Annotated in this window: 15 protein-coding genes; 10 read left to right on the top strand and 5 right to left on the bottom strand. The window is 68.6% G+C overall.

All coding sequences use genetic code 11. The features are described from left to right. The 6 genes from N802_RS18675 to N802_RS18700 all read left to right on the top strand — a co-directional run. On the top strand, positions 1–779 hold a 779-nt coding region (locus N802_RS18675), incomplete at its 5' end, for a cation diffusion facilitator family transporter (protein WP_035919431.1). Next, complete coding sequence (locus N802_RS18680; protein WP_035919402.1) at positions 776–1,534, top strand: cation diffusion facilitator family transporter; 759 nt, start codon at positions 776–778, stop codon at positions 1,532–1,534. The genes N802_RS18675 and N802_RS18680, both read left to right, overlap by 4 nt. A 68-nt stretch (positions 1,535–1,602) precedes the next feature. Continuing rightward, positions 1,603–2,268 (top strand): DsbA family protein, encoded by a 666-nt coding sequence (locus tag N802_RS18685; protein ID WP_211254464.1) that lies wholly within the window; start codon positions 1,603–1,605, stop codon positions 2,266–2,268. Then, entirely contained in the window at positions 2,261–2,881 is a 621-nt protein-coding gene (locus N802_RS18690; protein ID WP_035919404.1) for a vitamin K epoxide reductase family protein, read from the top strand. The genes N802_RS18685 and N802_RS18690 overlap by 8 nt, the downstream gene beginning before the upstream one ends. A 130-nt stretch (positions 2,882–3,011) precedes the next feature. Further along, positions 3,012–3,371: a Cd(II)/Pb(II)-sensing metalloregulatory transcriptional regulator CmtR gene (gene cmtR, locus N802_RS18695; protein WP_035919406.1), complete on the top strand. Its 360-nt coding sequence runs from the start codon at positions 3,012–3,014 to the stop codon at positions 3,369–3,371. Beyond that, positions 3,368–3,967: a cadmium resistance transporter gene (locus N802_RS18700; RefSeq protein WP_035919409.1), complete on the top strand. Its 600-nt coding sequence runs from the start codon at positions 3,368–3,370 to the stop codon at positions 3,965–3,967. Before cmtR ends, N802_RS18700 begins: the two co-directional genes overlap by 4 nt. Positions 3,968–4,015: 48 nt before the next feature. On the opposite strand, the gene N802_RS18705 is transcribed toward N802_RS18700, so the two are convergent. The 4 genes from N802_RS18705 to N802_RS18720 all read right to left on the bottom strand — a co-directional run bounded on the left by N802_RS18705 (position 4,016) and on the right by N802_RS18720 (position 8,574). After that, the gene (locus tag N802_RS18705) at positions 4,016–4,765 is read right to left on the bottom strand and encodes a cytochrome c biogenesis CcdA family protein (protein WP_035919411.1); all 750 of its coding nucleotides are present in this window, start codon (positions 4,763–4,765) and stop codon (positions 4,016–4,018) included. A 5-nt stretch (positions 4,766–4,770) separates the two neighbouring features. Beyond that, complete coding sequence (locus N802_RS18710; RefSeq protein ID WP_035919413.1) at positions 4,771–5,388, bottom strand: TlpA family protein disulfide reductase; 618 nt, start codon at positions 5,386–5,388, stop codon at positions 4,771–4,773. Positions 5,389–5,763: 375 nt separating this feature from the next. Next, positions 5,764–5,955 (bottom strand): hypothetical protein, encoded by a 192-nt coding sequence (locus N802_RS18715; RefSeq protein ID WP_035919417.1) that lies wholly within the window; start codon positions 5,953–5,955, stop codon positions 5,764–5,766. Positions 5,956–6,168: 213 nt separating this feature from the next. Continuing rightward, positions 6,169–8,574, bottom strand: a complete 2,406-nt coding sequence (locus tag N802_RS18720; protein ID WP_425402498.1) for a heavy metal translocating P-type ATPase — start codon at positions 8,572–8,574, stop codon at positions 6,169–6,171. Between the two features lie 216 nt (positions 8,575–8,790). Here N802_RS18720 and N802_RS18725 point away from each other — a divergent pair, with 216 nt between their 5' ends. The 3 genes from N802_RS18725 to N802_RS18735 all read left to right on the top strand — a co-directional run bounded on the left by N802_RS18725 (position 8,791) and on the right by N802_RS18735 (position 10,838). Beyond that, complete coding sequence (locus N802_RS18725) at positions 8,791–9,276, top strand: hypothetical protein (protein ID WP_035919420.1); 486 nt, start codon at positions 8,791–8,793, stop codon at positions 9,274–9,276. Positions 9,277–9,350: 74 nt separating this feature from the next. Further along, positions 9,351–9,959, top strand: coding sequence for a DUF305 domain-containing protein (locus tag N802_RS18730; RefSeq protein WP_035919423.1), 609 nt, complete (start codon positions 9,351–9,353; stop codon positions 9,957–9,959). Between the two features lie 3 nt (positions 9,960–9,962). Continuing rightward, positions 9,963–10,838: a F510_1955 family glycosylhydrolase gene (locus N802_RS18735; RefSeq protein ID WP_052110170.1), complete on the top strand. Its 876-nt coding sequence runs from the start codon at positions 9,963–9,965 to the stop codon at positions 10,836–10,838. A 102-nt stretch (positions 10,839–10,940) separates the two neighbouring features. On the opposite strand, the gene N802_RS18740 is transcribed toward N802_RS18735, so the two are convergent. Beyond that, positions 10,941–12,356: an MFS transporter gene (locus N802_RS18740; RefSeq protein WP_052110171.1), complete on the bottom strand. Its 1,416-nt coding sequence runs from the start codon at positions 12,354–12,356 to the stop codon at positions 10,941–10,943. Positions 12,357–12,446: 90 nt separating this feature from the next. Here N802_RS18740 and N802_RS18745 point away from each other — a divergent pair, with 90 nt between their 5' ends. Next, positions 12,447–13,046: a TetR/AcrR family transcriptional regulator gene (locus N802_RS18745; RefSeq protein WP_035919427.1), complete on the top strand. Its 600-nt coding sequence runs from the start codon at positions 12,447–12,449 to the stop codon at positions 13,044–13,046. The last annotated feature ends 181 nt before the right edge of the window (positions 13,047–13,227 follow it).

Here is a 13,227-nt window from a genome sequence, read left to right on the forward strand (position 1 = left end):
GAGCCTCCATCAGACCCGGGGCGATTCACATGGCCGCCGACGTGGTCGCCCTGGGGGCGGCCTTGGTCGCGACTCGGATCGCCACCCGCCTGGACACCAGCGGGCGCCGCACGTTCGGCTCGTACCGCGCCGAGGTGTTCGCCTCCGGGCTGGCGGTCCTGCTGATGCTCGGGGTGTCGGTCTACATCACGGTGGAGGCCATTGGACGCATCGGGCAGACGGCTGAGATCTCGTCCATCCCGATGCTCATCGTGGGTGCCATCGGACTGTTGGTCAACGTCGTCGCTCTGCTCCTGCTGAGGGGTGGTGCCAGCGAGAGCCTGAACGTCAAGGGCGCCTACCTCGAGGTGGTTGCGGACACGGTCGGGTCTGTTGGGGTCATCGTCGCCGGCGTCATGGTCAGCGCGACCGGGAATGCCTGGTGGGACACGGGTATCGCCCTGGCGATTGCCGTCTTCGTCGCCGTGCGCGCCGTCATGTTGGGCCGCGAGGTTCTCACCGTCCTGGGCCAGCATGCGCCGGCGGGTATGGCACCCGACGAGGTCGAGCAAGCCTTGGCGGCAGTACCGGGTGTCAGCAACGTGCACGACCTGCACGTGTGGACGCTGACCTCGGGGATGAACGTGGCCACCGCGCACCTCATGACGGTCCAGGACGCTGACGCGCACGCCGTCCTGGACAACGCCCGCACGGTGATGCGTACCGACTTCGGTGTCGAGCACGCCACTTTGCAGGTCGAACCCGACACCCATACCGGATGCAAGGAGGTCACCTGGTGACCACATGGACCACTCTCACCAGCCCGGCACGACGGGCCACCTTGATGCGCCGCGCCCAGTTGTTGGCGGCCGCGTCGGTCACGTACAACGCGGTGGAGGCGGTCATCGCCATCACGGCCGGTAACATTGCCGGTTCCTCCGCGCTGGTCGGGTTCGGCCTGGACTCCCTCGTTGAGGTGTCGTCCGGTTTGGTGATCTTGTGGCAGTTCCGCCACCCCATGCCAGAGAGCCGGGAACGCACCTCACAACGCCTCATCGCCATCTCGTTCTTCGCCCTGGCCGCCTACCTCACGGTCGAGGCCGGGCACGCCCTGATCACGGGCGCCCAACCGGAGGGCAGCGCTGTCGGCATTGCGCTGGCGCTGGCCTCCTTGGCCGTCATGCCGTTCCTGAGCCTGTGGCAGCGGCGCACCGGGCGTGAGCTCGGCTCCGCCGCCGTGGAGGGCGATGGCACCCAAACTCTGTTGTGCACCTACCTGTCCGCAGTGTTGCTCGTGGGTCTGGTCCTCAACGCCACCTTGGGGTGGTTCTGGGCCGACCCTGTGGCCGCGCTCATTATCGCGGCGGTCGCCGCCCGGGAGGGCTGGGAGAACTGGCAGGGCGACGACTGCTGCACCCCGGCCGCGCTCGCCGCGCCACGCGCAGGAACGGACGTGCCGGCCGCGACCACGGCCTGCGCCACGGACGACTGCTGCACCCCCAGCGCCACCGAAATCGGCCACGAGGTGTCCACCAAGGCCGATCACGGAACCTGACCGGGCGCCTGTCCGTTCGCCCCACCAAGCCCTGCCCTTCCCCTTGACCTGCCCTGGAGCTGACCCCTGTGACCCCCGTGAAACGCAACGCCATCGTCTCTGCCATCGTCGTCGCCCTCTTCGTAGCGTTCGTGGCCACCGCCCTGGCCCTGCGCCCGAAGACGGCCGACCCCGCCGACGCGGCCACCACGGCGACGGGGACGGGCAAACTCGTCCGCGACGACAGCCACCGGCTCGGGGCCGCCGGGACCGGCAAGGTGGTGCTGGTCGAGTTCCTGGACTTCGAGTGCGAGTCCTGCCGCGCGGCATACCCCGTCGTGGAAGAGCTGCGCACGACGTATGCCGGCAAGGTCGACTTCGTCGTGCGGTACTTCCCGATCCCCAGCCACACCAACGCGATCAACTCCGCCGTTGCTGTCGAAGCGGCCGCTCAGCAGGGCAAGTTCGAAGACATGTACAAGCGGATGTACGACACCCAAGCCACCTGGGGTGAGCAGCAGGACTCCAAGGCGGCCGTGTTCCGCGGCTTCGCTCAGGAGCTGGAGTTGGACATGGCGGCCTACGACAAGGCGGTCGCGGACAAGGCCACCCTGGACCGGGTGGAGCGGGACCGGCAGGACGGCCTCGACCTCGGCGTGAGCGGCACCCCCACGTTCTTCCTCAACGGCAAAAAGCTCGAGCCGTCCTCTGTCCAGGACTTCCGCGACCAGATCGACGCCGCCCTCAATGGCTGAACCGGCACGTGCTCCTGGCAGGGGTCAACCCAGGACCCAGTCGCGAGGGATCGCGGGACACGGCACCGCCTGGTCACTGACCCTGACCGGACTGGTGGGCCTGGTCGCAGCCTTCGTGCTGCTCGTCGAAAAGATCGAGCTGCTCACCGACCCCACCTATGTGCCCTCGTGCAGCATCAACCCGGTGCTCTCCTGCGGGTCGATCATGAACACCGAACAGGCCGCAGCGTTCGGTTTCCCCAACCCGATCCTGGGGGTCGCCGGGTTCACGGCCCTCCTGACCATAGGCGTCGTCCTGCTGACCCGGGCCACCCTGACGGGATGGTTCTGGTGGGGCATCCAGGCCGGGACAACGTTCGGGGTCCTGTTCGTGCACTGGCTGATCGCCCAGAGCCTGTACCGGATCGGTGCCCTGTGCCCGTACTGCATGATCGTTTGGGTCTCGGCGATCACGGCGTTCGTTGTCAGCACGGCACACAACGCGAGGGCGGGACGACTGCCGCGACTTGCCGCCCTGGCCAGCTACGGCCCCAGTGTGATCACGGTGTGGCTCGTGGCCATCGCTGGGCTCATCCTCGTCCGGTTCTGGGACTACTGGGTGACGCTGCTCTGACCAAGGCGGCCGATCGGGGGCCAGGTGCCCCGATCCTCCAAGTCGAGTCTGCCGATCGACGGCGTGGTCCTCCCCGGGTGCGCGGTGGGATCCGGAACGTCGGTTCAGTATGTGCTGTATAGTTCAGCATATGCTGAATAGCGATTCGCGTTTGGATGTGATGCACCGGTTGGGGCGGGCGATGGCCGACCCGACCCGGTCCAAGTTGCTGCTGACCCTGCTGCAGGGGCCGGCCTACCCGGCGGAGCTGGCCCGGGATCTCGGCCTGACCCGCCCGAACGTGTCGAACCACCTGGCGTGCCTGAGGGACTGCGGGATTGCGGTCGCTGTGCCCGAGGGCCGCCAGAGCCGGTACGAGATCGCCGATGCGCACCTGGCGCGGGCACTGACTGTGCTGGTCGAGACCACCTTGGCAGCCGATGAGAACGCCCCCTGCGTGGACCCGGCCTGTTCGGTGCCCGGTTGCTGCGGGACGGGGTTGGGCGCGTGATCCTGTCCTCGGTCCTGCAGGCCATCGGCCTGTTCATCGCCACCAACGTCGACGACATCATCGTGCTCTCCCTGTTCTTCGCCCGCGGGGCGGGCCATCGGGGTACCACCGCCCGGATTCTGGGCGGCCAGTACCTGGGATTTGCCGGCATTCTCGTGGCGGCCGTCCTGGTTGCCCTGGGCGCGGGCGCCTTCCTGCCGCCGGAGGTCATCCCCTACTTTGGGCTCATCCCGCTGGGATTGGGGCTGTGGATGGCCTGGCAGGCCTGGCGCGGGGACGACGACGATGATGACGAGGCCAAGGTCGAGGGCAAGAACGTCGCGGTGTGGACCGTGGCCGGGGTGACCTTCGCCAACGGCGGGGACAACATCGGTGTGTACGTCCCGGTCTTCCTCAGTGTCGGCCCGGCCGCCGTGGTTGCCTACTGCATCGTGTTTCTGGCACTGGTCGCCCTGCTGGTGGTCCTGGCCAAATTCGTGGCCACCCGCCGACCGATCGCCGACGTTCTGGAACGCTGGGAGCACATCCTCTTCCCGATCGTGCTGATCGGCCTGGGCATCGCCATCCTCGTCGGCGGCGGAGCCTTCGGACTCTGACCCCACCTGGAGCGTGTGCCGACAGTCAGGGTGCCCGGCTCCCAGCGCTCATAAGGGCACGGTGAAGCCGGAGACGAGCTCAGCCTGCAGCCACCGAGTGAGGTCTTCCCACACGCCGGTCAGCAGCAGCAGCCCGACGAGGATGAGCATCCCCCCGCCGAGGACCTGGATGAGGCGGTGCCGGTCGCGAACCCAACCGGACACGCGCCCGAAGCGTTCGATGCCGGCCGCCGCGAGGATGAAGGGCAATCCCAACCCGAGGGCGTATGCCGTGGCGAGGGTGACCGCGCGCCCCGTGCTCGGGTTGGTGGTCGAGGCCGACAGCGTCATGACCGCGGCCAGGGTGGGGCCGGTGCACGGCGCCCACCCGAGCCCGAAGATGGCGCCCACCACAGGGGCGCCCAGCAGCCCAGTCTGCGGCCGCCACGACGGCGTGAACTGACGCTGCGAACCCGCACCGGCTCCCACCCCGAGGAAGACCAGGCCCATGACGATGATCAGCGCACCACCGACCCGCATGAGGACCGTCCGGTGCTCGACGAGGGATCGTCCCAAGGTGGCGATGAAGATCGATCCGAGGACGAACACGAGCGCGAAGCCGAGCACGAACAGGATCGCCCCGGCCACCAGCCGTCCACGCGACCGCTGCTGCAGTGCCGTGTCGCTCAGCCCGGTGACGTATCCCAGAAACCCGGGCACCAGCGGCAGCACACAGGGCGACGCGAACGAGACCAGGCCTGCCAGGGCGGCCACCAGCACGGCGAGAGACAGTGAGCCGGAGGCGATCGTGTCGGTCACGGCGATCAGCCCTGCAGCACGTCGTCGATGAGCCCGCGCAGCGTGGCCGCGGTGACGACACCACTGGCCCGGGCGGCGACTCGCCCGGCCCTGTCGAGGATCAGGGTGGACGGCGGGCTCGTCGGAGCCTGCCGACCGAACGCCAGGATGAGAACCCCTGATGGGTCACTGAGGCTGGGGTAGGTCATCTTCTGAGTGGCCACGAACGCGGCGCCGCGCTGGGCGGATTCACGAAAGTCGATCCCCATGAACTGCACCGGCTTCTTGGCCGCTTGGACCTCGGTCCAGACCTTCTCGAGGTCGGGGATCTCGGTGATGCACGGCGGACACCACGAACCCCAGAGATTGATGACGACGATGTCCTTCCCTCGAGCCGAGACGCTCGACCAGTCCCTGCCGTCCAACGTGGTGCCCTCGAGGGTGACGGGCTTCAACCGCTGGTCGACGGGAATCTGTTCGATCGCGCCATTGCCGGCGATGTACCCCTTCTGGTCGCCGCGCTTGGCCTGGGCGGCAATGGAGTTCGGGTCCGAGGAGCACCCACTCACGGCGCCGAGCGCCCCAACAGCGGCGACGCCCAAAGCAGCCCGGGTCACGGCATACCGGCTGACCCCGCGGATCATGCGGCAACGCCCCGGAAGGTGCCGAGAACGGGGGTCTGGGACGATCCGCACCGCACGAGGGGCGAGGCTGCGCGGCTGACCGAGGGAACGTCCGGGTTCATGGTCCCGATTGTCGCAAACGAACCTGAGGTCGCGTGCGACCGCCGGGGCCCGCCGCCCACGTCACCACCACGACCGGGGCGGGCCGCCAGGGCCGGCGACGGCAGCGTCACCGACGCCTCGCTCTCACCCACGCCGATCTGGGATCGGGCATGAGTCCCGGCACCCGTGACACCATCGAAAACTTCCGACCGAGCACCCGCCTGCCGGCCAGCCCGACGTGCGACCGCAGGGTCGCACAAAAGCCCCTCTCGGGTGGGGACTGTCGAGAGGGGGTTAGCGGGCGTCGGGGTCGACGGGCCTTGCGGTGCCGCGGTGCTGGCTGTCTCGAATCAGCCAGACCGTGGCAGCTACGGCCACAGCCGTCAGCGCCAAACCGAGCAGGCCCCACACCAGCATTCCCAGCATCATCGCGACGCCCATGCCGCCATCCATCCCAGCCATCCCGAACATTTCACACGTGTACACGGTCGCCTCCAAGGCAACTCCCGCCGACGACTCGCCGACGGCCTATCCGCCTGCGGACGTGGGCGCGCGGACAGCACGGCGACGATTCGGCCTGTCATCTTCACGATACAACTGCTACTGCCACCGGGGGGCGCCCGCGAAGGACGGACCCGAGGCGGCCTCGAGCGATGTCAACGTTCCCGCTGCGCGAGTGACGTCGTGCTGCGTGGGCGTTCAGAGCCGGCGGGTGCGCAGGCGGAGGGCGTTGGCGATGACGCTGACTGAGGAGAGGGCCATGGCGGCCGCGGCGATCATCGGGGAGAGCAGGAGCCCGAAGGTGGGGTAGAGAACGCCGGCGGCGATGGGGATCCCGGCAACGTTGTACATGAACGCGAAGACGAGGTTCTGCCGGATGTTCGACATCGTCGCCGCAGACAGGGAGCGTGCTCGCACGATGCCGGTCAGGTCGCCCTTGAGCAGGGTGATCCCCGCGCTCTCGATGGCCACGTCCGTTCCTGACCCCATGGCCAGGCCCACGTCGGCGGCCGCGAGGGCGGGTGCGTCGTTGACGCCGTCCCCGGCCATGGCCACGACGCGTCCCTCGCTGCGGAGCCGCGTGACGACGTCGGCCTTGTGGTCGGGCAGGACCTCGGCTTCGACCCGGTCGATGCCAAGGCGGCGGGCGACGGCTTGCGCGGTGACGCGGTTGTCACCGGTGAGCATGACGACCTCGACACCCTCCGCGCGCAGGGCTTTCACGGCCTCGGGGGTCGTTTCCTTGACCGGGTCGGCGATGGCGATGATCCCCGCGAGCTGGTCGTCCACGCCGGCGAAGATCACCGTCGCCCCGTCAGCTCGCAGTTCGTCTGCCTGTGTGGCCAAGGCACTCGGGTCGAGTCCTTCGCCGGTCAGGAAGGCTGCGCTGCCGACCCGGACCTGCCTTTGGTCCACCGTCCCAGTGACACCCTTGCCGACCGGGGCATCGAAGTCGGCCACCTCGGGGATGGACAGACCGGCCGCGGTGGCGGCATCGACGATGGCCGCGGCCAGCGGGTGCTCGGAGGCTCGTTCGACACCGGCCACGAGGCGCAGCAGCTCGTCCTTGTCCTGCTCGAACCCGGCTGCGGTGACGACCTGTGTCACGGACGGTTTGCCCTGGGTGAGGGTTCCGGTCTTGTCCACGACCAGGGTGTTGACCTTCTCCATCCGTTCGAGAGCTTCGGCGTTCTTGATCAGGACACCGAGCCCGGCCCCGCGCCCGACGCCGACCATGATCGACATCGGCGTCGCCAGACCCAGCGCACAGGGGCAGGCGATGATCAGGACGGACACGGCGACGACGAGCGCGTGAGCCAACCGCGGGTCGGGTCCGACGACGGCCCAGACCGCGAAGGCGACGATCGCGATGACGATGACCGCGGGCACGAACCATGCCGCCACCTGGTCCGCGACCCGCTGAATGGGTGCGCGGGAGCGTTGCGCGTCAGCGACCATCTGGACGATCCGAGCGAGCATGGTGTCGCGCCCGACCTTCTCGGCGCGCACGATCAGCGACCCGCTCTGGTTGATGGTGCCGCCGATGACGCTGTCGTCAACGGTCTTGGTCACCGGCATCGACTCACCGGTCACCAAGGACTCATCCAGGGTGGACCGTCCCTCCTCGACGAGCCCGTCGACCGGGACCTTCTCGCCCGGCCGGACGCGGAACCGGTCACCGACGGTCACCTGGTCCAGGGTCACCTCGTCCTCCGTGCCGTCCGGGTTCATCCGACGCGCGGTGTCGGGGGTGAGGTCCAGCAGTGCCCGGATGGCGCCGGAGGTTTGCTCCCGGGCCCGCAGCTCCAGGACCTGCCCGAGCAGGACCAACGTGGTGATGACCGCGGCCGCTTCGAAGTAGACGTCGACCGCGCCATCCATCCTGAACGCCTCAGGAAAGATGCCCGGGGCGAGGGTGGCGACCACGCTGAACAGCCACGCCACCCCGGTGCCCATGGCGATGAGCGTGAACATGTTCAGCTTCAGGGTCCGTACCGAGGTCCAGGCCCGCTGGAAGAAGGGCCACCCCGCCCACAACACCACGGGGGTGGCGAGAACCAGCTGCAGCCAGGCGGATGCTCGCGCGGAGATCGCGTCGTGGATCGCCGGGAACAGGTCCCCACCCATCCCCAGGATGACCACGGGGATCGACAGGGCGACACCGGTCCAGAAGCGGCGGGTCATGTCCGCCAGTTCGGGGCTGGGCCCGCTGTCCGCGGTCACCATCACGGGCTCCAGGGCCATCCCACAGATCGGGCACGAGCCCGGACCGGGCCGCCGGATCTCCGGGTGCATCGGGCAGGTCCACTCCGCGACCTCCCCGGGCGCCGGAGCCGGTGCCGCACCGCCCTGGCCCTGCCCCGCGCCGTGGTGGCCATGCCCGTCGTGGTGACCGGGCTCACCGTCGCCGCTCGCCGCCGCGTACGCCGCAGGTTCGGCGTCGAACGTGGCCTTGCAGTGCGCGGAGCAGAAGTGGAACGTGCGCCCCCCGTGGTCAGACTGGTGGGGGCTGACGGCGGGATCGACGTCCATCCCACAGACCGGATCCTTGACTGTGATCGTCGCGGCGGAGGGGTGTGCGGTGTGGTCGGTCATGTCGTCCATGCCATTGAGCCTATACCCCCTAGGGGTATCGATCAAGGGGTGTCGCTGTGGGGCCGCCGGTCCGGGTCGGGGGTTGGGGTCGCGCCGATATCGGGGGCGTCGACGAAGCTGTGCACCGGGCCGCTCGGCCACCGGCCCGACGCGCGACCGAGTGTCGATGAGCTCGCATGGGTCCGGCTGAGCGAGCCGGTGCAGGCTGCGTGAGAGGATCGGGCCATGGTGCATCCGGTCGCGACGGTGCAGCGCGGTTGGCGGCTGCTGGTCGTCTTCGTGCTGGCCGTGGCCGTGGTCGGGATGCACTCCATGGGAGCGGGACACCACGGCTCGGGGGAGGCGGCAAGCCACCACCAGGTGGCCGCGGGTGCCACGCACGGTGTGCACCCGGCTCCGCCGGCGGCCGGATCGGCCTCACATCACGCGATGGCCGATCCCGAAACCGCACCTTCCCTCTTGGCACTGACCTCCGTGGTCGTCGCCGCATGTCACGGCTGCCTGGACCCGGGTTTCGACGCCATGGGCGCGATGTGCCTGGCGGTGGTGTCGAGTCTGCTCGCGTTGGCCCTGCTGCTGGCTCTGCGGCACCGGCGGCGTTCCCGTGCGGCCCTGATCCTGCCGTGGTGGTCGCGAGCGACCGTGGCGGCTCAGCCCCCGTTGCGCCGCATGGCGCTGTCACCGATCGAGGTCTGTGTGCTGCGGACGTGAGCTCGGCGCGGGATCACCCGCCCGCTCGACGTTCCTTCCCGCACCAGTCAGACCCTCGAAACGGAGATTCATCCATGAAGCGCATCACCCGTGTCCTTGTCGTGTCCGCCCTCGCGGCCGCGACCCTGTCCGCCTGTACCGACAACGGTGACCACGACATGAGCACCATGAGCAGTACCAGCCCCGGCTCGGCTACGACATCCCCGTCAGGGACGTCCGCCTCGGGAGCCCACAACGACGCCGACGTGAAGTTCGCGACCGGCATGATCCCGCACCACGCGCAGGCGGTGTCCATGGCCGCCATGGTGCCCACCCGGGCCAGCAGCCAGGAGGTCAAGGATCTGGCGAAGCAGATCCAAGCCGCGCAAGACCCCGAGATCACGCAGATGACCGGCTGGTTGCAGGCCTGGGGTGCGCCCGTTCCGGCGGCCACCGGGATGCAGCACGGCGGTGACGGCATGATGAGCATGGACGAGATGAGCCAGCTCGGATCCGCCACCGGAACAGACTTCGACCGGATGTGGCTGCAGATGATGATCAAGCACCACCAGGGCGCGATCACCATGGCCCGCACCGAGCTGGCCGACGGCGCCGACGCGGACGCCAAGGCGCTGGCGCAGGCCATCATCGACGGTCAAAGCGACGAGATCGCCACCATGACCGCCCTGCTCACGGGAGACTGACCCATGAAGCCACGCCTCCTCCTTGCGCTCATCGCGGCGGCCCTGTTCGCGGCCCTGATCATTGCCGCCAGCGGACTGTTTGGACCCGATGACTCCGGTTCACCGGAAACCACCGCCGTAGCTGGCACCAGCGCCAACCCCCTGGTCGCCGGGCACACGCACGGCATCGCCCGACACCCCACCAGCGGGGACGTCTATGTCGCCACCCACGACGGACTGTTCGTGATCAGCGACACCGGTCCCTCACGGGTCGACGGTCCGACCGTTGACCTCATGGGCTTCACGATGACCGAGTCGGGCGACCTGCTCTCCTCCGGGCATCCCGGCGTCGGCACCGACCTCCCCCAACCCGTCGGCCTGATCGACTCGGTCGACGGGGGAAAGACGTGGACGGTTCGATCCCGCGGCGGCCAGTCCGACTTCCACGCGCTCACTTCGTCCACCCGCGGGTTGCTCGGCTATGACGGCAGGTTGCGGGCCAGTCAAGACGGTCGCACCTGGCGAGACCTGCCCATGTCCGCCGACGTGACATCCCTGGGTGCGTCCCCCGATGGCGCCCAGGTGTTGGCCGCGACCAGTGCCGGCCTCCAGGCCTCAACGACCTACGGCGACACCTGGACGCCCGTGGCGGACGCGCCCGCGCTCGTCCTGTTGGACTGGGCCGACGCACGCCAGGTCGTCGGCGTCGATCAGGCCGGCAGGGTCTTCATCAGTAGCGACAAGGGTGGAACCTGGAAGCCCGTCGCCGCCCACCCGCTCGGCCCACCCCAGGCCATCGGCGCCAGCATCGGCGACGGTCAGCTGGAGATCCTGGCCGTGACAGGCACGAGCATCGTCCGCTCGAGCGACCGCGGAGCCACCTTCGCGCCGCTGACGTAGCGAGTCGGTCGCGAGCTGCCCCCTTGCCCGGGCTCGACAAAGGCCCAGGCAGGGAGAACCGGCCGCCACCCCCCGTCGGGAGTGGTGGCCGGTTCCAGGCTCTCAGGAGGGTTCGACCCCGGCCGGCCCGGTGGGCTCTGGGTTGGGCGTGAGTACGAATACGACGAGGGCGGCCACGGCAGCAGCGACGGCAGCGACACCGAAACCACGTGTGAAGCCAGCGGCGGTGGAACCGGCGATGCTGACCGCCGCCACGCTCGAGATGACCGACGCCCCGATGGAGGCGCCGAACTCGTGTGAGGTGCTGACGATCCCCGAGGCGATGCCGGCCTCGTTCGGGGCGACTTGGCCCAGGGCGGTCGCTGAGGCGACCACGAACAGTGCCCCGGTACCGGCTGCGGCGATCACGATCCCGGTCAGCGCGTACCCCACCTCAAGTCGCAGTGCCGGAACGGCCATTCCTGCCGCGGCCAGGACCAGGCCGCTCACGGCCAGGGTGCGCACGCCGACTTTGGCCAACGCTCGCCCGGTCAACTGAGCTCCCGCCATCGTCGCCACCGCGACGGGCAAGAACAGCAGGCCGGCGCGCATCGGTCCGTAGCCCAGGCCGTGCTGGAAGTAGAACGTCCCGAGGAAGAAGACCGCAACCATGAGAGCGGTCGCCACGAAGATCAGGAACGTACCCGTCGCTACCGGCCGTCGGGCCAGGAGTCGCACATCCATCAACGGAACCCGCGTGGTGCGCTGCCACGCAACGAACACCGCGAAACCAATCGCCGATGCCAGGACCAGTGCTCCGGTCCGAGCAGTCATCCACCCGGTGTCGCCCGCGCCGACAAAGGCGTAGATCAGGGTCGCGGACGAGCCGGTGACCAGGGCCGCGCCGAGGATGTCGAGACGACGGTTATCGACCGTTGGAAAAGTGCCCGGCAGCATCCGTGCCAGCGAAACCAAAATGACCAGACCGATCGGGACATTGACCCAGAAGACCCATTCCCAGCCCGGCCCACCGGTCAGTAGCCCGCCGACGAGCACGCCCAAGGCGGCACCCCCGCCACCCAGGGCCGACCACACACCCAGTGCGCGGTTGCGCTCGTCACCGACGAACAGCGACACCACGAGGGACAACGCAGCGGGCGACATCATCGCGGCGCCGACCCCCTGACCGACACGCCCCGCGAGCAGGAACTCGGCGGAGCTGGAGAACCCGGCCGTCAGTGACGCCGCAGTGAACAACGCCAACCCGGTCAAGACAACCCGGCGGGCACCCAGAATGTCCGCGAGCCGTCCACCTAAAAGCATCAGTCCACCGAACGCCAAGGTGTAGGCGCTCACCGTCCAGGTCAGCGCCGCACGGCTCAGACTCAAGTCGGCCTGGATGTGAGGTAGCGCGATCGCTACCACGGTGACGTCAAGGATCAGCATCAGCTGAGCCACTCCCAGGAAGCCCAAGATCTTCCACCGGGAGGGGTGCGCCGCTGCCACCATCGCGGGGCTGGATGTGCGTTGCTCGGTCATCTTCCTACCTCCAGGTTTTACTCGTACTCATGTGTACGAGTAGGAACAGTAGCGTAGCTCGTATATTCCCGTACGAGATACGGTGCGGTCATGACATCGTTGGAGGGAACCCCCGCAAAGTCATCTCCACGCCGCGCGCAGAGATCTGACGCCGTGCAGAACCAGCGGCTGATCCTGAGCGCGGCCCGCTCCCTGCTCAGTCGCAATCCGAGCGCGAGCATGGAAGACATCGCTCGCGAGGCTGGGGTGGGGCGGATGACGCTGTACGGGCACTACCGAACGCGCGCGCTCCTTCTGACGACCGCGCTCGAGCAGGCTCTCGAGGAGGGTGAAGTGCTGCTCAGCGGCATCGATCTGACCGGCTCCCCAGGGGACGCCCTGACCCGTCTCCTTACCTCGAGCTGGAGCCTCGTTGCGGAGGCGACCTCACTCCTGGCAGCGGCCGACGGTGTGGTGCCCGCCGATCAACTCAAGGCGATGCACGCCGAACCCGCTCGACGAATCACCGCGCTGCTCGAACGTGGGCAGGCGCAAGGAGATTTCCGCGATGACCTCCCAGCCCAATGGCTTTCAAGCGCGATCCACTTCATCATGCACGGCGCCGCCACCGAGGTCCGCAACGGCGGCCTGGCCGAGGAGGACGCCGCGAGGTTCGTCGTGAACACGGTCGGCTCCATGGTCCACCGCTGACCCCGGGCACCCTGCGCCGGGCGGAGGAGAGCCTTCCGGCGAAAGTGCTCTCTTCTTGAGCTCGATGTGTTCGACGCAGGATTCTAAGGCGTCGCGATGCCTCGGCAAGCACGGCGGCGCAAGGGTCGTTTCGACAGCGTGACGCAATCTGGCTCATCCCAATCGGGGGTGTAGGAGTTGG

Origin of the sequence: Knoellia sinensis KCTC 19936, from assembly GCF_000768705.1 — a bacterium.
Lineage (GTDB): Bacteria > Actinomycetota > Actinomycetes > Actinomycetales > Dermatophilaceae > Knoellia > Knoellia sinensis.